Genomic DNA, 26,871 nt, shown 5'->3' with positions numbered 1-26,871 from the left:
GCGCTGCTCATCGAGGCCGGACAGATGACAGCATCCGACTACGTGCCAACATACCCCGACTTTACTGCTTGCATCCGAAGGGGCGTCCACAGATGCCATCTATGCCTGTCCTGTAACTACAGGGCTACCGTGTCTTAGGGACCGTGAGGGGTAAGGTTAGCCTGAAAATGGATTGCGTACGGGTCCGGCCATATGCGGCATCGCCGCCATGGGCGCGCGCGATGGCCCGGACGACGGCGAGCCCCAGTCCCGTGCCCTGCGTGCGCTGTGTGTCCCTCGCGAAGGGATCGAACGCCCGGTTCTCGAAGCCGGCACGAAGGCCGGGCCCTTCATCGATGACGCTCACGGAAGCAGTGGCATCGGTGAAGTAGGTTTCGATGCGGATCACGCAGGGATCGGCATGGCAGCGCGCATTCTCGACGAGCGCAATGATCGCTTGGCGCAGCCGAGCGGGATCGCCTTGGATGGTCCCGGGCTGCAGGTCCAGCGCGAGGCCGAACCCCGCGGGCGCGAGCATGGCGGCAAGGGTGGGCGCCAGGGCATGCACCTCCCCCGCGAGATTCACTTCCGTCAGCATCAGCTCCAACCGCCCGCTGTCTGCGAGGCTGACACTCCGAAGGTCCTCGACAAGCCGTGTGAGGCCGTCGACCTGCTGCAGCAATCCGGCGATCAGTTGCGCATCGAGCGGGAAGACGCCGTCCTGCACCCCCTGCAGCCTCCCGCGCAGGATCGTGAGCGGGGTGCGCAGTTCATGCGCGATCTGGGCATTCCAGGTCGACAGGTCCTCGGACATGCCCTGCAAGCGCCCCGCCATGGCGTTGAAGTCTGCAATGAGCAGCGCCGTCTCGCCATGCGCTTCGGAGATTTCGTCGACCCGCGTGGCGAGATCCCCGCCGGCGATACGGCGCGCGGCCTCTCCGAGGGCGCGCAGCGGATGGACGATCCTCCTGGAAATCCAAAGCGCAATTCCCAGCGCCAGCATCGCGCCGAACAGGCAGCCGGTGAGAAGGATGCCGAAGTCGAGGCCGGTGAAGTCATCGGCTCCAGGAGGCGACGGGGCGAGGATGTGCAGCCGTTCGAGCACCGCGTAGACGATGTAGAAGGTGGCCGACGTGGCGATGACAGCCATCATCGCGAGTGCCGCCATCACCAGCGCCAGCTGGCGGGTCAGGCTGATCCGCTTCCTCATGCCCGTGACCAGAGCCGGTAGCCGACGCCGCGAACGCCTTCCGGCATGTCGGGGGCGCCCGCCTGGTCCAGCTTGCGGCGCAGCTTGCTGATGTGACTGTCCACCGTGCGATCGAGCGCATCCGACCCCGGCAGGCACGCGTCGAGCAGTTCGCTGCGGCTGAACACGCGGGTTGGCGTGCGGGCCAAGTGGGTCAGCAGCCGAAACTCGGTCAGCGTGAGCGCCACGTCGCCCCGATCGGTGCGGACGATGTGCGCGATCGTGTCGATCTCGACCGGGCCGATCCGCAGCACGCCGCCCGCAGCTCCGGGCCCGGCGCGGCGCAGCACGGCCTTCACCCGCGCCACCACCTCCACCGGGTTGAACGGCTTGACGACATAATCGTCGGCCCCGATGCGCAGCGCCTGGAGCTTGTCGATATCCTGGTCGAGCGCGGTGAGCACGAGCACCGGCGTGCCGCCCCGCCGCCGCACTTCGGACAGCACCTCCCAGCCGTCGACCAGCGGCATCGTGATGTCGAGCAGCAGGACGTCGGGCTTCAGCGCCAGGTGCAGGTCCAGTGCGGTGCGGCCGTCGCCCGCCTGCACGGTACGAAAGCCCTCGCGCTCCAGATAGGCGCGCAGGATGTCGGCGATGTCCTTGTCGTCTTCGGCGATCAGCGCGAGCGGGTTCATGCGGGGCGGGCTCCGGCGGGCATGGCAACGTCCTATCAGCGAAGACGAAGCCGCCGCCAGTGCGCCTCCACAAAGCCTCCACACAATCTCGACGGAGGCGCAACCCGTCGCGCGGATAGGCGGCCGCATGATGGCTCGAATGCTTTTCCGAACCCTGCCGCTGGCACTGGCGGCCGCTGGCGGGCTGGGCGCCTGCACTGCCGATACGTCGCCCGCCACACCAACCCGGGAGGTGGAGGTGCTGACGCTGCGCGTCGCTCCCCAGGCCGTGATCGCGAGCGACGAGCTGCCGGGTAGGGTCGTCGCGTTCCGTACGGCCGAGATCCGGCCGCAGGTGGGCGGGATCCTGCAGCGCCGCAGGTTTGAGCAAGGCGCGATGGTACGCACCGGGCAGGTGCTGTTCGAGATCAGCCCCGCGCCGCTGCGCGCCGATGCCGATATGGCGCGCGCGACCGTCCAGAAGGCCGCAGCGGCCTTCGCCCGCGCACGAACCCAGGCAGAGCGGCTCAAGCCGCTGGTCGCGGCCGATGCGATCAGCCGCCAGAGCTATGACGATGCCGTCGCCGCGCGCGACCAGGCCGCCGCCGAGCTTGCCGAAGCGCGCGCGACGTTGCGTCGCCGCCGCATCGACCTCGGCTTCGCCCGGGTCACTGCGCCGATCGCGGGCCGCATCGGCGCGGCGAACCTCACAGAGGGCGCGTTGGTGACCGCCGGCGACGCCACGCCGCTCGCCACCATTCAACAGATCGACAGAGTCTATGTCGACGTTCGCCAGCCTGCCGAGCGCTATGCGCAGCTCCGGGACGCGGGCGGGGCGACGGGCCCGGTCGAGATCGTCTTGGCATCGGCTGCTGCGCATCCGATCAAGGGACGCCTCCTGTTTTCGGGCATTGCCGTCGATCCGGCGACCGGCGATGCGCTGGTCCGGGTCGAGGTCCCCAATTCGGGCGAGCGCCTGCTGCCGGGCATGTTCGTGCGTGCCCGCCTGCCGCGCGCGCCGTTACCGGCCGCACTGACCGTGCCGCAACAGGCCGTTACCCGCGCCGATGACGGTGCCGCGCAGCTCGCGGTGGTGGACTCGCAGGACCGCGTGCATCTCCGGCGCGTGCAGCTCGGGCCGATCGTCGGCGGCCGATATGTCGTGCTGTCCGGGCTTCGTGCCGGGGAAGTGGTGATCGTCGAGGGGCAGGATCGCGTGCAGCCCAACACCCCGGTGAAGCAGCTCCCCTGGCGCGATCGCAGCGCGGGCTGAGGACAGGACCATGCCGCACTTCTTCATCGACCGCCCGGTCTTCGCCTGGGTCATCGCCATCGCGATCGTGCTGGCGGGCGCACTCGCCCTTCCGCAACTGCCCGTCGCGCGCTTCCCCAGTGTCGCGCCGCCGACCGTCAGCATCTATGCCAGCTATCCCGGCGCCACGCCGCAGACGCTCAACGACAGCGTCGTCTCGCTGATCCAGCGCGAGCTCTCCAGCGTGAAGAACCTGCTCTATTTCGAGAGCTCGGCCGACAGCGCCGGCTCCGCCACGGTCACCGCTACCTTCCGCCCGGGCACCAACCCGGAAATGGCGCAGGTCGACGTCCAGAACCGGCTCAAGGCGATCGAGGCGCGACTGCCCCAGGTGGTACGCCAGACCGGCGTCACCGTGGAGTCCGCGAGCTCCGGCTTCCTGATGATCGTCAGCCTGATGTCCGACGGGCAGCAGGACGAGGTCGCGCTGTCCGACTATATGACCCGCAACATCGTCGACGCGCTCAAGCGCGTGCCGGGCGTCGGCCGCGTCCAGAATTTCTCCGCCGAGCGCGCGATGCGGATCTGGATCGACCCGACCAGGCTCGCCGGCTTCGGCCTCACCGCCAGCGACGTTACCGCAGCGATCACCGAGCAGAACGTCCAGATCGCGCCCGGCGCGCTCGGCGCGGAACCGACCGCGCAGGAACAGCGCGTGCTGGTGCCGCTCACTGCCGACGGTCAGCTCAAGACCATCGAAGACTTCGCTGGGGTCATCCTGAAGGCGAACCCCGACGGATCGAGCGTCACGCTCGACAAGGTCGCCCGAATCGAGCTGGGCTCGCAGAGCTTCGGCAACGCCACCCGCGAGAACGGCAAGGTCGCCGCATCCGTCGGGATCCAGCTGAGCCCCGGCGCCAATGCCGTCGCAACCTCGCAGGCGGTGCGCGCGCGCATGGACGAACTGGCGCGCGCGCTGCCGCCAGGGATGAGCTGGTCGGCCGGCTTCGACACCGCGCCGTTCGTGCGCATCTCGATCGAGAAGGTGGTGGAGACGCTGGCCGAGGCGATGCTGCTTGTCTTCCTGGTGATGTACCTGTTCCTGCAGAAGGTGCGCTACACGCTGATCCCGGCGATCGTCGCCCCCATCGCGCTGCTCGGCACGATGACGGTGATGCTGGCGACGGGCTACTCGATCAACGTGCTGACCATGTTCGGCATGGTGCTGGCGATCGGCATCGTCGTCGACGACGCGATCGTCGTCGTCGAGAATGTCGAGCGGCTGATGCACGAGGAGCACCTCTCGCCCCGCGACGCCACGCGCAAGGCAATGCGCGAGATCACGCCCGCGGTGATCGGCATCACGCTGGTGCTCTCGGCGGTGTTCATCCCCATGGCGCTCGCCGCGGGATCGGTGGGCACCATCTATCGCCAGTTTTCGATGGCTATGGCGGTATCGATCCTGTTCTCCGCCTTCCTCGCGCTGACGCTCACCCCGGCGCTGTGCGCCACGCTGCTGAAGCCGCTGGACAAGGCGCCGCGCAAGAACCGCTGCTTCGCCTCGTTCGACCGCATGTTCGAGGCGGCGACCCAGCGCTATGAGGATTGGGTGCGAGCGCTGCTCAAGCGCTCGCTGCGGATGATGCTGGTGTTCGCGGCGCTGCTCGGTCTGCTCGGTTTTGCCTTTACCCAGCTGCCGTCGTCGTTCCTGCCCGAAGAGGACCAGGGCTATTTCATGACCAGCTTCCAGCTTCCCGCCGACGCCACCGCCAGCCGTACCCTGGAGGCCGTGCAGGCGTTCGAGCGCCACATGGCCGGGCGGCCGGGCGTCGAGCGGACCGAGGCGATCCTGGGGTTCGGCTTTTCGGGCTCAGGGCCCAACGCGGCGATGATCTACACCATCCTCAAGGATTGGGGGCATCGCGGCGGCACCGACGTCCGCTCGGAAGCCGCCGCCGCCGATGCCGCGATGCACAAGGCGGTGCACGAAGGCCAGGTGATGAGCATGCTGCCGCCGGCGATCGACGAACTCGGCACGTCCTCGGGCTTTGCGCTGCGGCTCGAGGATCGCGCGGGCAAGGGGCGACAGGCGCTATTCGACGCGCGCGACGCGCTGATCACTACTGCCGCGCACAGCCCCAAGCTCGAGGGTGTCTATGCCGAGGGGCTGCCGGCGGGTGCCAGCGTGCGGCTCGACATCGATCGGGCCAAGGCGCGCGCACTGGGCGTGTCGTTCAGCGCGATCAGCGACATGATCGGCACCGCGCTCGGCAGCAGCTATGTCAACGACTTCCCCAACAAGGGCCGCTTGCAGCAGGTGATCGTCCAGGCCGACGCCAAGGACCGCATGAACCTGGACGACGTGCTCCGCCTGCGCGTGCGCGGGGTCGAAGGCAAGACGGTGGCCCTTGCCGAACTGGTGACGCCGGTGTGGACCACCAGCCCCCTCCAGCTCGCCACCTATAACGGCTATCCTTCGGTGAGCATCACCGGCACCGCTGCACCGGGCACCTCGAGCGGCGATGCGATGCGGGAGATGGAGCGTCTGGCGGCACAGCTGCCGCCCGGCTTCGCGATCGAATGGACCGGACAATCGCTCCAGGAGCGCCAGGCGGGTGCCCAGGCACCGATGCTGATCCTGCTCTCGATGCTGGTCGTCTTCCTGGTGCTGGCCGCGCTGTACGAGAGCTGGTCGATCCCGATCGCGGTGATGCTGGTGGTGCCGCTGGGGCTCATCGGCGCGGTCTCTGCCGTGGCGCTGCGTGGGCTGACCAACGACATCTTCTTCAAGGTGGGGCTGATCACGATCATCGGGCTGAGCGCCACGAATGCGATCCTGATCGTCGAATTCGCCAAGCAGTATCACGCGAACGGCAGCGACCTGGTCGAAGCGGCGATCGCTGCGGCCCGCGTGCGCCTGCGGCCGATCGTGATGACCAGCCTGGCTTTCACGCTCGGCGTGTTGCCGCTGATGCTGGCGCATGGCGCGAGCGCCGAGACCCAGCATGCGATCGGCACCGGCGTGTTCGGCGGCATGATCACAGGCACGGTGCTCGCGCTGTTGTTCGTGCCCGTCTTCTTCGTAGTCGTGGTGGGACTGGCGGAGCGCTGGCAGACGCGTCGCGCCGGCAAGGAGGCATGACGATGCGCCGTCTTTTACTCGTGATGCTCCTGACGACGACCGCCTGCTCGATGACGCCGAGACGGACCTTGCCGGCACCGCCCGTCGATCATGCCTATCCGGTGGTCGATGGAACGGAGGCGCTGCCCGAATGGCGGGGCATGTTCGGCGATCCGCGCCTGCAACGGCTGATTGCATTGTCGCTCGACAGCAACCGCGACCTGCGCATCGCCGCGCTGAATGCCGAGGCGACCTATGCGCAGCTGCGGGTGCAGCGCACGCAGGCCTTGCCGGGCGCCAATGCCGAGGGAAACTATACGCGCCAGCGCCAGCCCTCGTCGGTGGCCGGTGCCGGCGTCGGCCTGGCGCCGGGCGGCAGCGCGACCGGTTTCGAATTCGGCCAGTTCGCCGCGCAGGTGGCGCTGACCAGCTTCGAGCTCGATCTGTTCGGGCGCGTACGCGCGATGAACGCGGCGGCGCTGCAGCGCTGGCTGGCCTCGGTCGAGGCGCGGCGGGCGGTGCGGCTGGCGGTGATCGGCGCGGTGGCCGAGGCCTATTGGACCGAGCGGCTCGCCGAGGAACAGCTGTTCCTGGCGCGCGCGACGCTGGAGGACTGGCAGGCGTCGCTCGAGATCACCCGCCTGCGCCGGGCGGCGGGCCAGGCGAGCGGCGACGATCTCGAGCAGGCGGAGGGACAGGCCCGGCAGGCCCGGGCCGACCTCGCCCAGCGCGAGCGTGAACGGGTGCAGGCGACGAACGCGCTGACGCTGGCGGTGGGCGCGCCGCTGCCTGCCGATCTGCCGTCCGCGCTGTCGCTGCTCGACCAGCCGGTTCGCACCGCGTTGGCAGCCGGTGCGCCCTCGGATCTGCTGATGCGCCGCCCGGACATCGCCCAGGCGGAACATGAGTTGCGCGCCGCCAACGCCGATATCGGTGCGGCCCGCGCGGCCTTCTTCCCGCGCGCCTCGCTGACCGGGGCGTTCGGTTTCGCGAGCCTGGCGCTGGACAGCCTGTTCCGCGGTGCCAGCCGCAGCTGGTCGTACACGCCGGCGATCAGCGTGCCGATCTTCCGTGGCGGCGAACTGCGCGGCAATCTCGACCTCGCCAAGCTGCGCGCGTCGAGCGCTGTCGCCGCTTATGAAAAGGCGATCCAGACCGGGTTTCGCGAGGTTGCCGACGGGCTCGCCGCCCAGTCGACCTATGCCGCGCAACTCACCGAACAGCGCGCCGCCGTCGTCGCGACCGAGCGCCGGACGGCGCTGGCTGCCATGGCCTATGCCGCCGGGCAGACCAGCCGCATCGAACTGCTCGACGCACAGCGCACCACCTATGCGGCACGGCAAGCCACGCTCTTGGCACGACGAGATCAACTAGCCGCTGCTGCGGCGCTGTACCGCGCGCTGGGCGGCGACGTTCGAGAGAAAGCAACACGATGATGCACGCGAGCACGCGCTATCCGTTGCCAATGCGGATGCTGCACTGGATGCGCGCCGCGCTCCTGTTGGGATTGGTCGCTCTGGGTTGGACGATGACCAGCCTCCCCGACAGCCTGCCTGCGAAGTTCGCGTGGATGTATCCCCTCCACAAAGAACTCGGCGTTCTCGCGTTCGTTGCCGGAAGCATTGCACTGGCCATCCGCCTGCGTTCCGCCCTGCCACCGCCTCCTGCTGGCTTGTCCAAAGCGGAAAGGACACTGTCCGCTATCGTACATCATGCGCTGCTGGCGCTGGCGATGCTGGTGCCGCTGATGGGCTATGCGACGTCCAGCAGTTTCGCGCAAAGCGACGGCATTCCCTTTTTCGGCCTCGATCTGCCCGAACTCCTGCCGAAGAACGACCGTGCTTTTGCGGTATTCGCATGGGCGCACAAGACGCTCGCCTACGCGCTGCTCGCCTTGGTCGCCCTCCACGTCCTGGGTGTGATCAAGCACCGCTTTCTCGATCGCGGGCGTGATACCAACGTGCTGCCACGGATGCTATGACCTCTCACTGTGCTTCCGAACCACCTGTGCCCGCTACGGAATCCGATCCGGGTTCTGGCTGGCGTTGGCGCTATTGGTCGATCTTCAGCGGGCAGACGCTATCGGTAATCGGTTCCGCGATGACCCAGTTCGTGCTGATCTGGTGGATCACCGATACGGTGGGCACCTTCGGCGCGCTGGCTACCGCAGGGCTGGTGGGGCTGTTGCCGCAGGCATTGCTCGGACCGATCGGTGGAACCTTCGCGGATCGCTACAGCCGCCGCACGCTGATGATCATGTCCGATGCGATCGGCGCGGGCTGCATCCTGGTGCTGATCGCGCTCTTCCTGCACGGCAGCGTCGCGCTCTGGCATGTCTATGCGGCAATGTTCGTGCGCAGCGCCGCCGCCGCCTTCCAGATGCCGGCAGCCGCGGCCAGCGAGGCAATGTTGGTGCCGGCTCATTTCCTGCCGCGCGCTGTCGGGCTCAACCAGACGATGATGGGCATCGTCACCGTCGCCGCTGCGCCGCTGGGCGCGCTGGCGATCGGCCTGATGCCGGTGGGCATGGCCTTGTGGATCGATGTCGCGACGGCGGTGCTCGGGATCGCGCCGCTGCTGTTCTTCCGCATTCCGCAGCAGCGGATGCCAAGCGAAAGCAAAGGCATGTGGGCCGAATTTGGCGAGGGCATCGCCATCGTTTGGCGTAGTCCCAGGCTGCGTCGCGTCTACGCCCTGCTGACTGCCGTGGTGCTGGTGGTGATGCCCAGCGCCGAATTGTTGCCGTTGCTTGTGAAACAGCATTTCGGCGGCGGCCCGCAAGCGGTCGCAGTGCTGGAAGGATTGGGCGGCGCGGGTATGATCGTTGGGAGCGCGATCGTCGCGACCTTCGTGCCGAAGCGGCTCATGTCCTGGATATTGTGGGGGTTCATGTTATCCTGCGCCACGCTGATGGCGGCAGCGCTGGTGCCGCCCGGCTTGTTCTGGCTGGCGACGCTGTTCTGGGCGCTGAGCGGCGTCACCTTCATCCTTGGCGACGCGCCGTTCACCGTGCTGATTCAGACGACCGTGCCGAACCATCTGCAGGGCCGCGTGCTGGCGCTGCTCGGCACGATAATGGGCTTAGCCGCCCCCGTCGGCCTGCTCGCCGCCGCACCGCTCGGCGAAATTCTCGGCGTGCGGTGGCTGTTCGTGCTGACGGGAGGGTTGGGAACGCTCGTTTGCCTGATCGCCTTGCTTTCCCCGGTTGTCTGCACGGAGCTGACGGATCGAGGTTGACGCGGCATGAGCGGCCGATTGGTTTGCCTGCGGTACTGTTCGTACCCTTGGCGCTCCGCCTGTCCGGCTTCCTCATAGGCAACACACCGATCACTACGCCGTCCCCAGCCGGGACGGTCGGCACCATCGCTCACACCGTGAGCGGTTTCGCGGTCGTCTTCCTATGGTGGTTCTGCCTATCGTGCTTTGAGAGTCGGTTCAGGTTGGGAGGGGGCGTGCTGGGTATCGGTCTGGCCTGGGTCGCCATCGACGCAGTGGATCGCGGGCTGCTCGGCGACGCGCTCGCGGGCACGGGCCTGTCGTTCCTGCTCGTACCGATGGGCTTCGCGATCGTCGGCCATCTGGTCTGGCGGCTGATCGCCGAACGTCAGGGCGACCTGATTCAGCAACGTCACGACGCCGGGATCCTGGTCGCCGTTCTCCTTGGCGGGATGCTATTTATCGACTGGCGGCCGATGCGCTGTTCGGCTTCGCCTGGCGTCCGCTCGCGTTCGCCATGGCCCAGACCGCGATGGCGTTCGCCTTTGCACTATGGCTGGCGGGCAGGCTGATGACTGTGCGGGCCGATGTGCTGACGCTCGGCATCCTGGAAAAAGCTTCGTCGCCGACGGAAGCAACGCCACAGCCCGGCCTCTGGCATGTTGGCGAGTTGCATCGCTGGCTGTCGAGCCTGATGGACCGAACGCGTGTTCCTTGATCCCGAGCTAACCTTCGCGGCTTTCGTCGAGCACATGGGAGCGTCGGAACGCACCGTGCAGACGCTCATCAACCATGAAATGGGCAATGATCATTTCCGCACCTTCAGCCGACAGGCGGTGTGGGTGGTCGCCGCCGCACTCGCCGCCGCTGTGCCCCTGCTCGCGTTCCGGATCGATCTCGCCAGTGCCTATACGCAGGGGCTGCCGACCAAGCTCGCATTGACCGGCGCTGCTCCCTCTGGCCGGCGTGAACAGGCAGCCCCTCACACTCCGCATTGCCCACAGCCCGCCCACGCGCAGCTGGCTGCGCCGGGTGATCATCGCCGAGATCCTGCTGTTCGCCGGCGTACTCGCGGCGACGGCGTATCTTACCACCTTCCTGTCACCGCATGACGCAGGGCACGCGCGCCGTGCCCATGGCGACGCGGGTGTGGTCCACGACCCAGTTTCCGTCGCCGAAGCATATGGCGCAGGTCCCGCTTCGCCTTGCGCACGCCCATCCAGGTGCCGGTGGCGCAGACCAGGGTAACCATGGCGAGCAACGGCAGCACGACCAGATCCCAGACCGGGCGCGACCGCAGGCCCGGCAAATCGAGCCGGTGCAGACCGTCCTGAAGCCACCGAAAGGCCCGCGCATTGCCGTCTACCGCGCGCAGCAGCTTCCCGCTTTGTGCGTCGATATAGAGCCGGGTGGCCTCGCGATCGGCGCGCACCGCCCGCCATACCGGCAATGCAACCGGGGCCTTGTGTCCGTAATAATAGGAATCCTCGGCCGTCAGCAGGTCGAGGCTGGCGAGCGGCGGACCGGCGCGCAGTGCCGCTGCCACCGCCTCGCGTCGCAACGGCGCGGGTTCTCCCCGGTCGTCGAAGCGCATCGAGCTGCCGGACCCGCCGATCGCGATCGGGAAGACGCGACCGGCCATGGCGACGCTCTCCACCCGGCGGGTATCGGCGGGGACGCGATCGAGACGGGCAAGTGCGGCGCGCACCGTACCCCAGGCCATCGGCCCGGCGAGTTGCTGGTGTTCGGCGGCACCTGCGCGGCTGTCGAGAAAACCCCAGGGGTTCATCGACAACAGCCCGCTCGCGACCCAGCTCAGCGTCAGTACGCCGAAGACCAGTCCCAAGACATGGTGCCACCACCACAGCCCTTTGTACGGCGAGCCGAAGCTGCCATCCTTCCGCCGCCGCAGCCGGGCGATGCCGACCCAGATGCCGGTGGCGGTGAGGAAGCAGCCGACCAGGGAGGTCCAGATCACCACCTGGCTCCAGGCAGCGCCGTTCTGGCGGAGCAACGTCGGATAGAGCCAGTGGGGCACCGCACCGAGCCATCCCCAGAAGCGCTCGAACCGCGTCGTCTGCTGGACGATCTCACCGCTCCTGCCGGCAATGTACACGCTGGTGCCGGCCGGATCGGCATAGTCGACGCGGATGAGCGGACGGTTGGCACGGAAGGTTTGAACGGTCCATTGGTCGATGCCGGTCTCGGCAATCCGCGCGGGTGCGCCGGCGATGTTGGCCTGCGCGGCATAATCGACGGCGATGCGGCGAAAATCCTCCGGCGCCAGTTCGGCCAAGCGCGCGCCGGTGGCGAGATCATAGCTGACCGGCATCGCGCGAATCTGCCCTATCCGACGCTCCGTCGCCGCGGCGGGGACGATGCGCAGGACGGTCCGCCCCGCCATGGTCTCCAGCCGCGCCGAGGCCAGCGGCAGAGCGTCCGGCAGGTCGATCCGCGCCCGCGTCGCCGCAGCGGGCAGCCGCAGGAGCGGCAGCCCCCGCACCTGCTCCGCCGGGGTCAGCCGGGGATAGTCTACATACAGCATCACGAAGCCCGACAGACACCAGAGCGTCATCACCATGCCGATGACGACGCCCAGCCAGCGGTGCAGGACAAGGACTGCCTTGGGCATCGTCAGAAGCCCAGGCCGTAGCTGACTCGCAGCGTCCGCGGCACGCCGCGCGCGAAATAGAGGAAGCGCCCCACCCCGCTATCCGACACGGCGGACTGGAAGCCGCGCGTCGCGTAATCGCGGTCGAACAGGTTCTCGACGTTGATGCCGAAACGGTGCCGGCGCGCCGCATCGGGGAACAGGTGCACACCGGCATCGACGATCGCGTACTTGCCATAGTTGCGCCGGCCGAAGCCGCTCGCCGAGGTATAGGCGTCGCCCACCCAGTTGACCGAGGCGTTGGCGCCGATCGGCAGCGTGCGTGGCCGCCACGCGACCGTGCCGCGCGCCAGCTGTTCGGGGGTCCGGTCGCGCTGGAGCGACGAACCGGCGTTGCGCGCGCGGGCATAGGTGTAGCTCGCGTCGAGGTGCCAGGCGTCGGCGATCACCGCGCCCAGCACCAGCTCGGCACCGCGCACGTTCACGCGCGAGTCCGAATTGCGGTAGATGCCGTCCGGATAGGCGGGGTTGGCGGTATCGATATCGATCAGATGATCGATGCGCCGGGCGAAGACCGTGCCCTGCCAGTGGAACAGGCCGCTCGCCAGCGTGCCGCCGATGCTGGCATTGGCGCTAAGGCTCTCCTCCGGCCTGAGGTTGGGGTTGCCGCGTTCGCAGCAGGGATCGATCTGGTAGAGCTGCGAGGCGCTGGGCAGCAGGAACGACGTGCCACCATTGGCCTGGACGAACAGATCGTCGCGCAATTCGATGCGGCCGGTGACGTTCCACACCGTCTTCCGCGATCCGCTGCCATCGTTGTAGCGCAGCCCGGCCGAGAGCCGCGCGCGACGCGAAAGGTCGTCGTTGGTGCGGATCTGGAAGGTGCCGGCATGGACGCGCTCCTCGGTCGCGGCGATCCGCAGCACGTCCTCGCGCCCGCTGAACTGCTGGAAATCATAGCCGATCAGGTAATCGAGCCCGCGATGCGGCCGCAGCTGGACCAGCGCGCTGCCGCCATAGTCCTTGAAGCCCCAGAAGGTGCCGGCGGGGTACACCACCACCGGCGCGCCACCACTCGGGGAGTTGCGGATCTGGACATAGGCGGTCTTCCAGTCGTGGAAATAGCCCTTGAGGAACAGCTGCACCACGTCGCTCCCCACATAATCGAGCCGGGCGCTGGCGATCTCCTCGTTGCGATCGTTGCGGCTTTCGCGGGTGCGGGTGGGGCTGAGATTGTCGAGCTTCGCCTCGGTGTGGATATATTGGAGGCTGAACCGCCAGTCGGGACCGAGATCGTAGCGATATTTGCCGCCGACGGACCACAGGTCGTAGCCGCGGGCACGATCGGTCGCGCTCGGTTCCATCCGGCTATAGGGCTGGTATCCGTCGGAGCGATTGTGGGAACCCCAGGCTACGAACTGGTGCTTGCCCGCCCCGCCGCGCACATAGCCGCCGAGGTTGGTGCCGGCAAAACTGTCGACGCTGGCGTCTACCTGCCCGCCGAAGCGGTCCGAGAAGTCGCGGGTGACGACGTTGATCACGCCCGCGGCAGCCTGTGTGCCGTAGAACAGGCTTTCGCCGCCCTTCAGCACCTCGACCCGCTCGATCATGCTGGCCGGCAGCGTGTCGTTGGGCGAGGTACCGCCATAGAGCCGGTTGTTGATGCGGATGCCGTCCACGGTCCACAAAACGTCCTGCGTCCGCGAGCCCTGCAGCGACACGTCGACATAGCTGAACGGCCCGCTGGCAGGCTGAAGGTAGAGACCCGGCACGGTACGCAGCGCGGTCGCGACGTCGATCGCGCCGCTCTCCCGCAGCTGGGTTTCACTGCGCAGGGCCAGATCGCTGCCATAGCGGGCGCGCTGGCGCGGCAGCGTTTCCTCCAGGCTGGTGCCGGTGACGAGCAGCGCGTCGGCGTCATCCTCGGTCTGCGCGTGCACCGGCTGAAGCGAGGCAGCAGCGGCCAACGCAAAAGCGGCCGCAGAGCGAGAAACAATAAGGAACTTCATAGACATACCCCCGGCGTCGTCGACGTCGGGCGGAAGCGTGCCGTTCACGCGAACGGTCGGCGCACGGCGCCGGCCGGACGCCATGGGCGACCGGCGCACGTGACCGATGCGGCTCCCGCCGCTCGTTCGTCGCTCAGACGGAGTACACCGTGCCGCGGCCATCCCCTGGACCAAGGCAAGAGCGACCAGACGCCGGCAGGTCTCCTGGCTCACGGGTCGTCGCTCGACGCACGCCTTCCCAGGCCCTGAGGCCCAGTGGCTGCTTCCGTGGAAGGAAGCCCGTGCGTCTCGCTCACCGCTTACAGTTGCAGGGACAGCCTCGGATTCAGGCGGCATGCCGCCCTCACCGTGTTCCCTTTTAAGCCTCTCGTCGAGGCACCGGCGCGATCTGCGCTCGCGGCAAGAAACGCCGAAAGCGTCGCCTTGGTAGAGGCTCGCGGTCGACACCGCAAGGTGCCGGTCAGCCCGCCCCCCGCTGGGGTTTAGACCTTATCGCTTCCCCGCCCGCGGCGGCTCGCACCACTATTGCGGCCGCGCACCGAGATATGCCGCGAGCCGATCGACCATTTCCTCGGGTATGCGCCGCGCAATCACCGGCATCGTTGCCTGCGACTGGCGGGCATCCACCTGCTTGCCGTCGCCGCGCATCTGCCATAGCCGCGCGGCGAGATAGGCCGGTTTCTGCCCCGCCAGGACCGGATAGGGCTTGCCCGGCGCGTGGCAGCTCGCACAGGCGGGAAGCTGCCGGTTCGGCAGGCCGCGCGAAACGATGCGCTCGGCATCCGCATCGCGGACCTGCGGTGCCTCTCCCAGTCCCGGCAGTGCCGCAAACCGCCGCGCCAGCGCGGCCGCATCGGCATCGCTCAGCAACGCGGCGGCGTTGGCCATCACGCCGCTGAAGCGGTGCCCATCGCGATAGGCGCGCAGCGCCGCTTCGAGATAGGCCGGGTTCTGCCCGCCCAGCACAGGGATGTCGCCCTGCCCCCGCCCCCGTCCATCGGCACCGTGGCAGCCGGCACAGGCCTCGAACCGCGGCGCCCCCGCAATCCCGGCGATGCCGCCGGCCAGTCGCGCATAGTCGGCGGGTGTCATCGTCGGCAGGCGGCGGACGAAGGCGACCATGCGGCGGACCTCGTCCGGCCGGTCGCGCGCCGGCCAGGCGGGCATGCCGCTGAACTTCACGCCGTGATCGATGATCCAGAACAGCTCGCGGTCGCTCCATTGCTTCGCGGTGCGGGCAAGGTCGGGCGCGGGGGGCGTCGCCGCCTGGAACACCGCGCGCGGCCGCATGCCGGGGGCGCCGTGGCAGGCGGCGCAGCTCGCCGCGAAATGGCCGGCGGCGCTCACCAGCCCCTGGGGATCGGCCGCCGTCTTGGGGCTCTCCAGCGCGCTGCGGGTGCCGACCGAGTTGCGCATCACCCAATGCAGGAACCAGTTGGTGATCGGCCAGTGCCCGCTCGACGCGGCGACGTTGATCGCGCCGGACCAAGCGACCGCGAGCGCCAATGCCACGATACCGGCCAGCGCCAGCACTACGCGCTTCCAGGTGATCCGGATCGTCATACGCGCGCCTCCAGCCGCAACAGCGTGGCCAGCAGTCCGAGCCCGCCGACGAAATAGGCCGCACCACCGACGAGCAGCATCACCACGCCGGCAAGCTGCTGGTCGGCGAGCGGCGCCAGCCCCCAGGGCGCGGCATGCGCCATCGCCGGATAGAGCGGCCGCGGTGCCAGCCCGATCAGCGCACCAAGCAGCGTCATGTGCATCGAGGTGAGCAGCAACGCGCCCACCCCCATCGCCCGCGCGCCCGGTGCCAGCACCGCGCTCCACAGCAGCACGCCCGCGGCGAGGAAGCTCGCCTGCTCGAGCGCCAGCAGTATGGAACTATGCGCCGCCGCCGCCCGCAGCGCCGGCAGGTGCCAGCTCCACACCACGCCGAGCTCGACCATGCTCATCGCCAGCGGCGTGACGATGCGGGGCAGGCGCCGCGCGGGATCCATGCGCGTGCCGGCAATGCCCAGCGCCACGCATGGCGCCGCGACGGCGGTCGCCAGCATGTGCGCGGCCATGTGCCCGGTCATCCCCTGCCCGGCGAGCCTCCAGCCGAGCGCGAGCAGCGCGGCCCCCAGCGCCAGGGGGGCGGCTCTCACCGGCAGTCCCGCAGGAACAGCACCGGCAGCGCGGTGAAGACGACGCCGATCACGCTCAGCCCGGCGAGCAGCAAGGTGGCATAGGCGAGGAAGCGCAGTCGATCGCTGTCGGTGCCGGCTTCGTGCGGCGGATGGTCGCCGGGCGTGCGCGCCTGCACCCAGGCGATCCACCCCGAGGCGAGGATCACCAGCAGTGCCGCCGCCGTGCCGCCCCAGAAGATCGCCGGCGCGTCGACATAGCGCCCGGTCTTGGCGCAGCGCACCGCCGCCCAGAGATAGGAGAAGAGGAAATGCGCCGCCCAGCCCGTCGGCGGTACGATCAGCGTCCACAGGGTGACCCGGAGCGCGCGGAAGCGCTGGTGCAGCCGCCCGATCATGCCACCTCCGGGAACAGGCCCAGCGTCGCCCAGGTGACGAGCGCGGTGAACAACAGGAAATGCTGGTAGAGCGTGACGTTGCGGATGTCGGCATCATGGGTCGGCGTCGCGAGCCCGGCGAGGCTGCGGGCGAGCGCATAAAGCTGTCCGACCACGCCGACGCCGGCATGGGCGACGGTCCAGCCCGTCAGCGTCCAGACAATCGCCGGATAGCTGTGGAGCGTCGGATCGAGATGCGACAGCCAGGGGCCCGCCAGTCCAGCCGGAATCGCCGCCAGCCCGGCGAGCGCGCCTGCCGCCAGCAGCAGCCGCGCCGCGGTCACCGCGCCCCGGCGGTTGGTCTCGCGCGCGGCGAGCGTCGCCGCCCAGCCCAGCACCATCAGCGCCAGCGCGATCATCGGCCAGAACACGCCCGGCCCGGTCATGCCGGGCGGCGGGAAGCTCGGATGCACCGTCCAGAAGAAGTAATAGCCGAACACCAGCCCCGAAAAGGCCGTCGCATCGGCCATCATGGTGATGAACATCGCCCACCAGCCGGGCGCCAGCGGCCCCGCCACATAGAGCGGCAGATCGATACCATGGCCGATCGGCTTGCACGGCTTTTCGGGGATCTCGGCGGTCTGCCACAGCCAGGCCAGCACCAGCGCCAGCGTCAGCACGGCGGCGGCGAGCGCGAGCCAGTAGAGATGGTAGGTCGTCAGGATGAACACCCCGCCCAGCGCCGCCGCCGTCGCCATCGGCACGAAGGACGGCGTCGGCAGCCGCAGCACCGCGACGGGCTTGGCATCGAGCACCGAGGTGATCAGCGATTCGCGCCGCCCCTCCTCGGCATCGGGGAGGAAGAAGCGGCCCTCGTCGACCTTGCGCACGAAATCGGGCTGGTCCCAGATCGGATAGCGGGTCTCGATCAGCGGGATCGAGCGCACGCCCCATTGCTCGCCGCTGGGGGTGGCCAGCCATTCGAGCGTACCGGCGTTCCAGGGGTTGCGGGGCCCAAGCGGCCGCCAGGGCGAGCGCAGCAGGTCGATCACGATCAGCAGCACGCCGAAGGCGAACAGGAAGGCGCCGATCGTCGAGGCCATGTTGAGCCCCTGCAGCCCCAGTTCGGCCGGATAGGTGAACACCCGGCGCGGCATCCCCATCAGCCCGGACAGGTGCATCGGGAAGAAGGCGAGGTTGGCGCCTACGAACAGGATCCAGAAGGCGGTGCGGCCGATCCGGTCGCTCAGCTGCTTCCCCGTCACCAGCGGCCAGTAATAATAGAGGCCGGCGAACAGCGGCATCAGCGTGCCGCCGATCAGCACGTAATGCAGGTGCGCGACCACGAAATAGGTGTCGTGCGCCTGCCAGTCGAACGGCACGATCGCGACCATCACCCCGGTGAGCCCGCCGATCACGAAGATGGCGAGGCTGCCGGTGGCGTAGAGCAAGGGCGTCGAGAAGATCACCCGCCCGGCCGCCAGCGTGGCGATGAAGGCGAAGATCTGGATGCCGGTGGGAATCACCACCGCCTGGCTCGCCGCCGAGAAGAAGGCGAGGCTGATCTTGGGCAGCCCGGTCGCGAACATGTGGTGCACCCACAGTCCGAAGCTGAGGAAGGCAGTGCCCACCGCCGCCAGCACGATATAGGGATAGCCGAGCAGGTGCCGCTGCGCGAAGGTGGGGATCAGCATCGCGAACAGCGCGATCGAGGGCAGGAAGATCACATAGACTTCGGGGTGCCCGAAGATCCAGAACAGGTGCTGCCACAGCAGCGGATCGCCGCCACGGGCAGCGTCGAAGAACGGCCAGCCGAGCAGCCGCTCCATCTCGAACAGCAGGTCGCCCGCGATCAGCGGCGGGAAGGCGAACAGGATCATCACCGCGACGACCAGGATGTACCAGGCATAGAGCGGCATCAGGTTCAGCCGCATGCCCGGCGGACGGCACTTGAGTACGCCGACGATCAGCTCCACCGCCGCCGCGACCGACGAGACTTCGATGAACGACAGCCCCAGCATCCAGATGTCGGCGCCGAGGCCCGACAGGTCGGTGCGGGTGGTCAGCGGCGGGTACATGAACCAGCCGCCATCGGGGGCGGCATTGAAGAAGATCGAGCCGAGCACGAACACGCCGCCGATCAGGAAGCTCCAATAGCCGAAGGCGGAGAGCCGCGGGAACGGCAGGTCGCGTGCGCCGAGCAGCTGGGGCAGCAGGATGATCGAGACAGCCTCGAACATCGGCACCGCGAACAGGAACATCATCGCCGAGCCGTGCAGCGTGAACAGCTGGTTGAAGGTGTTGGCGGAGACCAGGTCGTTCTCCGGCACCGCCAGCTGGGCCCGTATGATCAGCGCGAGCACGCCGGCGAACAGCATGAAGACGAAGGCGGTGCTGGTGTACCAAGGCCCCACCGCGTTGTTGTTGGTATCGCTCCACCGCCGCAGCCAGCCCTTGGGCGGCGCCCATACGGTGCGCAGCCGCTCCTCCTGCGCGCGGCGCAGCTCGGGATCGTCCTGCGCGTGGAGGCTCATTGCAAGGTTCCCAGATAGCGCGCAATCGCGCGGGCTTCGGTTTCGGGCAACTGCGGATAGGCGGGCATGCGCGCACCCGGCTTCACGGCGGCGGGTTCGCGCAGGAAGCGCAGCCGGGCAGCCTCGTTATTGGGCAGCGTTCCCGCGCCGATCGTCGCGCGCTGGGCGAGATGGGTGAAATCCGGCCCGATCGTGCCGGTCGCCGCGGTGCCCCGGATCGCATGGCAGCCGCCGCAGCCGTGGCGGAGGAACAGCGCCGCGCCGGGATCCGCGCTCGCCACCGCCGGCCGGCGCTGCGCCGCGAGCCAGCGGTCGAACGCCTCGGCCGGCATCGCCACCACGTCGAACGCCATCAACGCGTGGGACAATCCGCAAAACTCGGTGCACTGGCCACGAAAGCGCCCCGCGCGGGTGGCGCGGACGGGCAGGTCGTTGGTGCGGCCGGGGATCATGTCCATCTTGCCGGCCAGCCCCGGAATCCAGAAGCTGTGGACGACATCGCCGCCCGCCAGCCGGAACAGCACCGTGCGGCCGACCGGAATGCGGATCTCGTTCGCGCTCACCACCGCCGTCCCGTCCGACGGTCGATAGGCGACGCGCCACCAGAATTGCTCGCCGGTCACGTCGATGCGCAGATCGGCGGGGGCCACGCCGCGCGGCCGCATATAGGGCAGGCTGAAGACGAGCAGCGCGGCCAGCACCAGCGCCGGGATCAGCCCGCCGGCGATCAGGATCAGGCGTTCGCCGCCGCGCAGGCTCAGCGCCCCCGGCCGAGCGCGCACCGCCCAGATCATCAACCCGGCGACGCCCGCGGCGACGATCATACCGCCCGCCACCATCACCAGCGTGATGTAATTGATGCCCGCCGCTTCCTCGCCGAACGCCGCGAACACCGATTGGTGGTGGTTACAGCCTCCCAGCGCCATCGTCCCAAGGACGATCGCCAGCCTTCCTCGCCTGCTGGTCCCGGCTCGCATCCCGCCGCCCTATCCCGCGCGGCGTGAGCCGTCCATCAAACGATGGAAACATCCTGTAATATATTGTTTCCAGGCGCTGCGGCAGGGCCGACCCCGCGCTGCGCACGGAACTTGTCGTCTCGCTGATGGCCGCGCGGCGTGCGGTGGGGGCGGCGCAGCGAAGACAGGATGCCGACGCAGAGGCCCAGGCACGAGCCGCGTGAAGCGCCAGCTCGGCGAGCGGGGTCCTACCTGGTGGGAAGACGGCGCGCCGGACTTCAACCGCCACCTGGCACGCAACACGCCCTATGCCGATTGGTACGCGCATCCCGATCCCCCGCCCCCGCCCCATCCTGTCGCGGAGACGGCCGGAACGGGCGTCACTTGAGCGGCGTATAGCGGCAGGTGAAGCGGGACGCCGAGGCGTCGGGCATCCGCGTCAGATGGACGTACAGCCTCTCGCCCAGCATGGCGTCGAGATCGAAGACGGCGTCCGCATCGTACAGGTCGTCGCGATGGGCATCCTTCCAGCCGCGCACGGTCGCAAGGGCGCGCGCTTTCGCGTCGCGCGCTGATCCTGCGACGACGAACATGTTCTTATGCTGCTCGGCGAAGTCGACCCCGTCATAGCCGCCGAGGTTGACGAACCAGAGCTTCTCGGGCCCAGCCGACGGCGCGGCGTGCAGTGCGACGGCATGGCCGTCGGCCCGGTCGATCTCGGCCCAGCAGTCGATGTGCAGCGTGCCGGGCGTACCCCACCAGTTGGTGCGCAACCGATCATAAGTGTCCTCGATCCGGTTCGCGACGACAAAGCGGACGTCATGAACCTCGACATGCGCCGACGGATGCTCCCCGCCGGTTTCACGATGCTGCCGAACCGCAGGTCCGCGTCTTTCGTGATCGTCAGCGGCTGCACGATGGTCAACAATGCCGTCGCCGTTTCGGCGACCTGCGCCATCGCGACGAGCGGCAACAGAAGCGCGAGCGCCGAGCATAATGTGCGGAGAACAGTCGATCAGTCTCGTTATGACGGCAACCGATTTTCGGCATACCCTCGGCCACAGAAACGCGTTAGACGCACGTCGGTTACAAATGCCCGCGCAAAAATGGTTTATCGGCGGCACCTGTCCGAAGGGACAGCGCCCTTCCTCTCAAACAAAATCCGCGTTGGCGATGTAGCGGGTCGCGGCCACGCCCCGCTGCCCTGGGGCGACCGTAATATCCATCCCGAACTGGATGGTGACGACGTTGCCGAGCGCCATCGGGTTGAGCTGGAAGTTCATCGTGCTCGCATCCGCTGGCCCCCAGCGACGAAGCTGGTGCCGGTCACCGCGCCGATGCGGAACCTCGTCACCGAAGCGATCGTGCCACTCGCCTGGGGTGCCATGGTAATGCGGATGTTGCGGGCAAGGCACAGGCTGGCCAGGTTGAGCAGGCCGCAGGTCCGGCGCATCGTGGGCGGTGGTACCGGCGCATTGCTGCGGCGGACGGCATCGCCGGAGATCCGCGTCACCGTCACCTCGGCGGTGGCAGGAACGGCCGCGAAGCACGACAACGCAGCGGCGAGGCCGCCGAACCTCCTGCAACCTCGCATCATCTTTCCTCACCCCAGTAGTGGCACGTCCATCTGCACCGGTGGCAGAAGGGCGCCCGTTCCCACCTTGCATCGCGTTTGCTGTTGAACGGTATCTCAGGGGTGGTCGAACGACCGCATACGCGCCGCCCCGTTTCACGACTCAGCGGAAACCGGTACGAGCATCGACACGTTGGTGCCTGCAACCGGTAAACAGACGCCGCAGGAGCGAATGCATGGACAAATCGAAAGCGCTCGACCTTGGCATTCGCAGGTCGGCGGAAATGGCCGCGGTGTTCATGATCGGCGATGGCCTGCTCGGGCTGCTGCAGCCCCGGCGCCATGTCACGCTCTGGCGGTCGGACGTCCCGGCGGTGGACGCGCTGGTTCGCCCCTTTGCGGAGCGGCCCGGTCGCCGGCGCGCTTATGGTGCGCTGCAGATCGTCGCCGGGATCGCGCTTGCCTCCGCCTTGAAGCGGCGCCATCCGCGCTGATCCATCCGCCCACGCCCAGGATCCGCACCCCCTTTTGGCTTGCAGAAAGCGGCTCCCATCCCGCAGGGTGCGTACCAGAAGCAAGCGGTAGCGGAAGAGGACGGGATGCGTAAGATACTGGCCGTACTGGCACTTTTGACCATGGCGCAAACCGCGCCGGACCCGCACCTGCCCAAGCCGACGCAGGACTCCGTCGCACCCACCCTGCCCCACGGATTGCAGCATGCAGTCCTCATCGTCTCCAAAACCAATGGCTGGCGGCATATCGAGCACATCCCGCACTCGAACCGCGTGCTGGCGGAGATTGCCGAGCGCCTGGGCCGCGCAAGCTTCGTCACCGAAAATGCGGCGGTGTTCAACGACGACCAACTGCGTCATTTCTCCGTCGTCGTGCTCAACAGCGCGAGCGGCGACTTCCTCACGCCGGAGCAGCGCGCAGCCTTTGCGCGGTTCGTCGCGCGCGGCGGCGGCGTCGTGGCGCTGCACGCGGCGGGGGACAACAGCCATACCGATCCCTGGTACGTCCAGACCGTGATCGGCACCAGGTTCATCGGCCATCCGGGCGGCGCCGATCATCTTCAGGCCGCGCAGCTGCTGGTCGACAGGCCGGATCACCCCGCCATGGCCGGGGTGAAGCTGCCCTGGTCGCCGGTCGACGAATGGTACTCCTTCGATTCGAACCCCGCCGCGAAGGGGATGACCGTGCTCGCGCGGATCGATGAGGGAAGCTACCGGCCGGGTGCCAAGCTGACGATGGGCATCCATCCCGTCCTCTGGGTCAATCCCTCGACCAAGGGGCGCGTCTTCTATTCGGCACTCGGCCATTCGCCGGAAGCCTATGACGACCCCAATTATCGGCGCATCCTCACCAACGCCATCCGCTGGGCTGCCCGCTAGCCAGCGGGATGCCGCGCAGGCACAGGTTACGCCGCATCGCCGCGGTTGCCTCTCTATGCGGCACCACGCTACACACGCGAACGATGGCCCGGGGCAATCCTCGTCGACGGATCGGAGACGCGCCCGTCCTGCGCCACCGGGGGCGTACGCCAGCCTGGGTCTCGCTCGGCTGGCGGATGGCACTGGCGCTGGCGCTGATCGGGATCGCGCTTGCCGGCCACTGGATCGATCGCGACGGGCTGCGCGACAACACCGATGGCAAGGTCAGCTTCGTCGACGTCGTCTACTTCACGATGATCACGGTGACGACGGTAGGCTATGGCGACATCGTGCCGGTGACGGACCGCGCCCGGATGTTCGACACGTTCGTCGTCACCCCGGTGCGGCTGTTCGTATGGCTGATTTTCCTCGGCACGGCCTATGATTTCGTGCTGCGGCGGGTTTGGGAGAAGTGGCGAATGCGAAGCCTGCAGCGCGATCTGAACGGCCATGTCATCGTCGCCGGCCACGGCACGAGCGGGACGGAAGCGGTGGTCGAGTTGCTTCGCCGGGGCAAGCCGCACGACGCGATCGTCGTGATCGATCCCCATGCCGACGCCGTGGCGCGCGCCGAAGCCGAAGGGGTGATGGTGCTGGAAGGCGATGCCAGCCGCAATGCCACGCTCGATGCCGTGAAGGTGGCCAGGGCGAGCGCAATGATCGTGGCGGCCGGTCGCGACGACACCTCGATCCTGATCGTGCTCACCGCCCGGCGCCTGGCGCCCAGCCTCCCCATCAGCGTCGTCATCCGGTCGGAGGACAATGAAGCACTGGCCGTCCAGGCCGGTGCCACCACCGTGATCAATCCGGCGAGCTTCGCCGGCCTGTTGCTGGCGGGATCGACCACCGGCCCGCATCTGGCGGAGTACATGATGGATCTGGCCGGGCTTCACGGCGCGGTATCGCTTCGCGAACGCAAGGTGGTGCCCGGCGAGATCGGCATGCCGCTGTCCGCCATCACCACCGGTGCGGGCCTGCGCCTCTATCGGGGCGGACAGCGCTACGGGTTCTGGCAGCGCGAGGCGCAATCGCTCCAGCTCGGAGATACGATCATCGAAGTGGTGCCGTCTGACGAAGCCTAGCCGGCAAAGGCATCCTTGGTCTTCCACTTCACCGGATTGCGCAGATAGGTGACGCCGTTCGCCTCGGCTTCGTGAAAACGGCCGGCGCCGATATTGACCTGGGTCGAAGGCAACAACGGCTTCGGTGCTGCTCGCCCACCATGGTCCCCCAACGATCGCGCCGAACGCCCGGCCTCAATCCCGCGACAGCGCCGCCACCCGCAGCATCGCGGCCGCCGCCAGCAGCAGCGTCCCGCTCGCAAAGGCCATCGTCCAGATCGGCTCGCCGGGGAAGAAGCGGTTCATGATCGACCCCATCACCGTCGCGACCAGCAGTTGCGGCACCACCACGAAGACGTTGAACAGCCCCATATAGATGCCGAGCTTCGCCTGCGGCAGGCTGGAGGCGAGGATCGCATAGGGCATGGCGAGGATCGAGGCCCAGGCGATGCCGATGCCCACCTCGCTGGCGATCAGCCACGCCGGATCGCGCACCAGGAAGAAGCTGGCATAGCCCGCCGCGCCGCAGAGCAGCCCGAAGATATGCGTGCGCGCCTTGCCGAAGCGCGCGGAGAGCAAGGGCAGCAGGGTCAGCGCCGCAACCGCCGCCACGCCGTTATAGGTGGCGAACAGCACGTCGACCCAGCTGGCGCCCTCCTGGTAGCCGGCGCTCTTGGGATCGGGCGCGCCGTAAAAGGCACCCGCAACGATTGGCGTGGTGTTGATCCACATGATGAACAGCGCCGACCAGCTGAAGAACTGCGCCACCGCCAGCCGCTGCATCAGCACCGGCATACCCGCGAAATCGCCGACGATATGGCCGAGCATGCTCGCGCGCCCTGCCCGCGCCCGCAGGATCGCCACGGCCTGGGCCAGGCCATAGGCAGCGAGCAGTCCGCCGAGCAGATAGACCTCCTTCTCCAGACGGAACTGCGCAACGGCCAGCACGACCAGCGCCCCCGCAAGTATCCAGGGCAGGCCCGCCGCCGGATGCCGCGCCGCGAGGAGGCGCACCGCCGCTCCCTCCTCGGAAGCCGCGGGCCCGTCGAATGCCGCCATCTCCGCCGGGCTGTATTCGCGCGTGGTCAGCACGGTCCACAGCACCGAGCAGAACAGTGCCGCGCCGCCGAACCAGAAGGCGTATTTGACCGTATCCGGCACGCCATGCGCCACCGCCGCGTTCGAGACGCCGAGATGCTCGAGCGCCCAGGGGAAGATCGATCCCAGCACCGCACCCATGCCGATGAACGCGGTCTGCACTGCATAGCCGGCACTGTGCTGGTCCTTGCGGAGCATGTCGCCGACAAAGGCGCGGAACGGCTCCATCGAGATGTTGAGCGAGGCGTCGAGCACCCACAGCAGCCCCGCCGCAAACCACAAGGCGGGGCTTTCCGGCATCAGCAGCAGCGCCAGCGCGGCGAGGATCGCGCCGCCGAGGAAATAGGGCCGCCGCCGACCCAGCCGCCCCAGCCAGGTCCTGTCGCTGAGGTGTCCGATGATCGGCTGGACCAGCAACCCGGTCAGCGGCGCCGCCACCCACAAGGCCGGAAGGTCGTCCAGCCGCGTGCCGAGCGACTGGAAGATCCGGCTCATGTTCGCATTCTGCAGCGCAAAGCCGATCTGGATGCCGAAAAAGCCGAAGCTGATGTTCCACAGCCCGGCAAAGGACTGGCGCGGCTTCTCCACCCTCATGCCCCGCACGACTTGCGTACGACCAGCCTGGTGGGGAGCAGCGCCGGGCCCACCGGCCGCTCGCGGATCCGCCCGATCAGCGTTTCCACCAGCGTGCGGCCCGCAAGCCGTGCATCCTGCATCACCGTGGTCAGCGGCGGGCTGGCCGAGCTGGCCGCCGGAATATCGTCGAAACCGATCACCGAAACATCCTCTGGAATGCGCTTGCCCGCGGCCTGGAGCACCCGCATCGCGCCGATCGCGATCAGGTCGCTCGCCGCGAGGATCGCGTCGAAATCCGCGCCGCTGTCGAGCAGCGCCTGTGCCGCCGCCGCCCCGGAATCCTCCGTCGTGATCGCGTCGATCTGGAGCGCGGGGTCGGCGGAAAGACCCGCCCCGGCCAGCGCTTCGGCATGGCCGCGATAGCGCTCGTGAAACTCGGGATAATGGCTCGAAGCCGTACCCAAAAAGGCAATGCGCTTGCGACCGCGCCCGAGCAGGTGCCGCGTAGCCTCGCCGCCGCCACCGCGATTGTCGCAGCCGACGGTCAGCCCGGCGCCCTCGGCCAGCACCGACCCCCAGCGGACGAAATGCGTGCCGGCATCCTGCAGCGCCTTGAGCCGCGCGCGATAGAGTTCGAAATCGCCATAGCCGAGCAGAATCAGCCCGTCGGCCTTGCGCGCATCCTCGTAATCGGTGTGCCAGTCGCTGGAGAGCTGCTGAAAGCTGATCAGCAGGTCATGATTATGCTCGGCGCAGGCACGGATGATCGAACCCAGCATCGAATGAAAGAAGGGATTGATCAGTGAATCGTCCGAGGTCGGATCCTCGAAGAACAACAGCGCCAGCGTCTGCGAGTGGCGCGTACGGAGATTGGAAGCCGCCTTATCGACGCGGTAGTTCAACTGCTTGGCGATCGACTCGATACGCAGCCGCGTCGCCGGATTGACTCCCGCCTCGCCACGCAGCGCGCGCGATACGGTCGGCTGCGAGACGCCCGCGAGTTGGGCGATGTCGAACGATGTAGGCTTGCGCTGCATGCCCATCCTGGTCCCTCCACGGCGTGCGGGCGTCTTCCCCGCATCGCAT

General features: G+C 68.1%; 26 protein-coding genes and 1 riboswitch. Of the genes, 12 read left to right on the top strand and 14 right to left on the bottom strand.

Annotated elements, in window-relative coordinates; all coding sequences use genetic code 11:
* Positions 1–124 precede the first annotated feature (124 nt).
* The gene (locus GGR89_RS20505; RefSeq protein WP_125975419.1) at positions 125–1,189 is read right to left on the bottom strand and encodes an ATP-binding protein; all 1,065 of its coding nucleotides are present in this window, start codon (positions 1,187–1,189) and stop codon (positions 125–127) included.
* Positions 1,186–1,863 carry a response regulator gene (locus tag GGR89_RS20500; protein WP_125975417.1) on the bottom strand — a complete coding sequence of 226 codons (678 nt, stop codon included), beginning with the start codon at positions 1,861–1,863 and terminating at the stop codon, positions 1,186–1,188. The genes GGR89_RS20505 and GGR89_RS20500 overlap by 4 nt, the downstream gene beginning before the upstream one ends.
* Positions 1,864–2,002: 139 nt before the next feature.
* Between GGR89_RS20500 and GGR89_RS20495 the strand changes: the two genes are divergently transcribed.
* The 8 genes from GGR89_RS20495 to GGR89_RS22085 all read left to right on the top strand — a co-directional run bounded on the left by GGR89_RS20495 (position 2,003) and on the right by GGR89_RS22085 (position 10,543).
* Positions 2,003–3,115, top strand: a complete 1,113-nt coding sequence (locus GGR89_RS20495; RefSeq protein ID WP_241217933.1) for an efflux RND transporter periplasmic adaptor subunit — start codon at positions 2,003–2,005, stop codon at positions 3,113–3,115.
* A gap of 10 nt (positions 3,116–3,125) precedes the next feature.
* Positions 3,126–6,236: a multidrug efflux RND transporter permease subunit gene (locus tag GGR89_RS20490; protein ID WP_167713065.1), complete on the top strand. Its 3,111-nt coding sequence runs from the start codon at positions 3,126–3,128 to the stop codon at positions 6,234–6,236.
* Positions 6,237–6,238: 2 nt separating this feature from the next.
* Entirely contained in the window at positions 6,239–7,651 is a 1,413-nt protein-coding gene (locus GGR89_RS20485; RefSeq protein WP_164542654.1) for an efflux transporter outer membrane subunit, read from the top strand.
* Complete coding sequence (locus tag GGR89_RS20480) at positions 7,648–8,196, top strand: cytochrome b (protein WP_206434287.1); 549 nt, start codon at positions 7,648–7,650, stop codon at positions 8,194–8,196. The genes GGR89_RS20485 and GGR89_RS20480 overlap by 4 nt, the downstream gene beginning before the upstream one ends.
* 26 nt (positions 8,197–8,222) lie before the next feature.
* Complete coding sequence (locus GGR89_RS20475) at positions 8,223–9,452, top strand: MFS transporter (protein ID WP_206434286.1); 1,230 nt, start codon at positions 8,223–8,225, stop codon at positions 9,450–9,452.
* 215 nt (positions 9,453–9,667) lie between these two features.
* Positions 9,668–10,003 (top strand): hypothetical protein, encoded by a 336-nt coding sequence (locus tag GGR89_RS22095; protein WP_206434285.1) that lies wholly within the window; start codon positions 9,668–9,670, stop codon positions 10,001–10,003.
* Positions 10,003–10,149, top strand: a complete 147-nt coding sequence (locus tag GGR89_RS22090; RefSeq protein WP_206431220.1) for a hypothetical protein — start codon at positions 10,003–10,005, stop codon at positions 10,147–10,149. Before GGR89_RS22095 ends, GGR89_RS22090 begins: the two co-directional genes overlap by 1 nt.
* On the top strand, positions 10,139–10,543 hold the full coding sequence (locus GGR89_RS22085; protein WP_206434284.1) for a hypothetical protein: 405 nt from the start codon (positions 10,139–10,141) through the stop codon (positions 10,541–10,543). Before GGR89_RS22090 ends, GGR89_RS22085 begins: the two co-directional genes overlap by 11 nt.
* Here the strand turns inward: GGR89_RS22085 and GGR89_RS20465 are convergent.
* From GGR89_RS20465 to GGR89_RS20435, 7 genes are all read right to left on the bottom strand, one after another.
* Positions 10,519–12,063: a PepSY domain-containing protein gene (locus tag GGR89_RS20465; protein WP_125975406.1), complete on the bottom strand. Its 1,545-nt coding sequence runs from the start codon at positions 12,061–12,063 to the stop codon at positions 10,519–10,521. The genes GGR89_RS22085 and GGR89_RS20465 overlap by 25 nt on opposite strands.
* Positions 12,064–12,065: 2 nt before the next feature.
* Entirely contained in the window at positions 12,066–14,051 is a 1,986-nt protein-coding gene (locus GGR89_RS20460; RefSeq protein WP_125975404.1) for a TonB-dependent receptor plug domain-containing protein, read from the bottom strand.
* A gap of 177 nt (positions 14,052–14,228) precedes the next feature.
* Positions 14,229–14,449: riboswitch (cobalamin riboswitch) on the bottom strand.
* Between the two features lie 124 nt (positions 14,450–14,573).
* Positions 14,574–15,614, bottom strand: a complete 1,041-nt coding sequence (locus GGR89_RS20455) for a c-type cytochrome (RefSeq protein WP_125975402.1) — start codon at positions 15,612–15,614, stop codon at positions 14,574–14,576.
* On the bottom strand, positions 15,611–16,201 hold the full coding sequence (locus GGR89_RS20450; RefSeq protein WP_125975400.1) for a cytochrome c oxidase assembly protein: 591 nt from the start codon (positions 16,199–16,201) through the stop codon (positions 15,611–15,613). Before GGR89_RS20450 ends, GGR89_RS20455 begins: the two co-directional genes overlap by 4 nt.
* Positions 16,198–16,578 carry a hypothetical protein gene (locus GGR89_RS20445; RefSeq protein WP_125975398.1) on the bottom strand — a complete coding sequence of 127 codons (381 nt, stop codon included), beginning with the start codon at positions 16,576–16,578 and terminating at the stop codon, positions 16,198–16,200. The genes GGR89_RS20450 and GGR89_RS20445 overlap by 4 nt, the downstream gene beginning before the upstream one ends.
* Positions 16,575–19,091 (bottom strand): cbb3-type cytochrome c oxidase subunit I, encoded by a 2,517-nt coding sequence (locus GGR89_RS20440; protein WP_125975396.1) that lies wholly within the window; start codon positions 19,089–19,091, stop codon positions 16,575–16,577. The genes GGR89_RS20445 and GGR89_RS20440 overlap by 4 nt, the downstream gene beginning before the upstream one ends.
* Positions 19,088–20,068, bottom strand: coding sequence for a cytochrome c oxidase subunit II (locus GGR89_RS20435; protein ID WP_125975394.1), 981 nt, complete (start codon positions 20,066–20,068; stop codon positions 19,088–19,090). The genes GGR89_RS20440 and GGR89_RS20435 overlap by 4 nt, the downstream gene beginning before the upstream one ends.
* A 199-nt stretch (positions 20,069–20,267) precedes the next feature.
* On the opposite strand from GGR89_RS20435, the gene GGR89_RS22450 reads away from it, so the two are divergent.
* Positions 20,268–20,435, top strand: a complete 168-nt coding sequence (locus GGR89_RS22450) for a hypothetical protein (protein ID WP_241217931.1) — start codon at positions 20,268–20,270, stop codon at positions 20,433–20,435.
* Here GGR89_RS22450 and GGR89_RS20425 read toward each other — a convergent pair.
* The 3 genes from GGR89_RS20425 to GGR89_RS20420 form a co-directional block, all read right to left on the bottom strand.
* A complete protein-coding gene (locus GGR89_RS20425) occupies positions 20,428–21,042 on the bottom strand; it encodes a DUF1543 domain-containing protein (protein ID WP_125975392.1) in 615 nt (204 codons plus the stop codon). The two genes, GGR89_RS22450 and GGR89_RS20425, sit on opposite strands and share 8 nt — an antisense overlap.
* Positions 21,043–21,198: 156 nt before the next feature.
* Complete coding sequence (locus tag GGR89_RS22725) at positions 21,199–21,330, bottom strand: hypothetical protein (RefSeq protein ID WP_277600105.1); 132 nt, start codon at positions 21,328–21,330, stop codon at positions 21,199–21,201.
* A complete protein-coding gene (locus GGR89_RS20420; RefSeq protein ID WP_125975390.1) occupies positions 21,327–21,602 on the bottom strand; it encodes a hypothetical protein in 276 nt (91 codons plus the stop codon). The genes GGR89_RS22725 and GGR89_RS20420 overlap by 4 nt, the downstream gene beginning before the upstream one ends.
* Before the next feature lie 254 nt (positions 21,603–21,856).
* Between GGR89_RS20420 and GGR89_RS20415 the strand changes: the two genes are divergently transcribed.
* From GGR89_RS20415 to GGR89_RS20405, 3 genes are all read left to right on the top strand, one after another.
* The gene (locus GGR89_RS20415) at positions 21,857–22,114 is read left to right on the top strand and encodes a hypothetical protein (RefSeq protein WP_125975388.1); all 258 of its coding nucleotides are present in this window, start codon (positions 21,857–21,859) and stop codon (positions 22,112–22,114) included.
* Positions 22,115–22,219: 105 nt separating this feature from the next.
* Complete coding sequence (locus tag GGR89_RS20410; RefSeq protein ID WP_125975386.1) at positions 22,220–23,011, top strand: ThuA domain-containing protein; 792 nt, start codon at positions 22,220–22,222, stop codon at positions 23,009–23,011.
* 83 nt (positions 23,012–23,094) lie between these two features.
* Positions 23,095–24,132: a potassium channel family protein gene (locus tag GGR89_RS20405; protein WP_125975384.1), complete on the top strand. Its 1,038-nt coding sequence runs from the start codon at positions 23,095–23,097 to the stop codon at positions 24,130–24,132.
* A 174-nt stretch (positions 24,133–24,306) separates the two neighbouring features.
* On the opposite strand, the gene GGR89_RS20395 is transcribed toward GGR89_RS20405, so the two are convergent.
* A complete protein-coding gene (locus GGR89_RS20395) occupies positions 24,307–25,803 on the bottom strand; it encodes an MFS transporter (RefSeq protein WP_125975382.1) in 1,497 nt (498 codons plus the stop codon).
* A complete protein-coding gene (locus GGR89_RS20390; protein WP_125975380.1) occupies positions 25,800–26,828 on the bottom strand; it encodes a LacI family DNA-binding transcriptional regulator in 1,029 nt (342 codons plus the stop codon). The genes GGR89_RS20395 and GGR89_RS20390 overlap by 4 nt, the downstream gene beginning before the upstream one ends.
* Positions 26,829–26,871: the final 43 nt, after the last annotated feature.

Source organism: Sphingomonas trueperi (assembly GCF_011927635.1).
GTDB lineage: Bacteria > Pseudomonadota > Alphaproteobacteria > Sphingomonadales > Sphingomonadaceae > Sphingomonas > Sphingomonas trueperi.
Note: the sequence above shows the minus strand (reverse complement) of the source record. Positions and strands in the feature narration are given on the sequence as shown.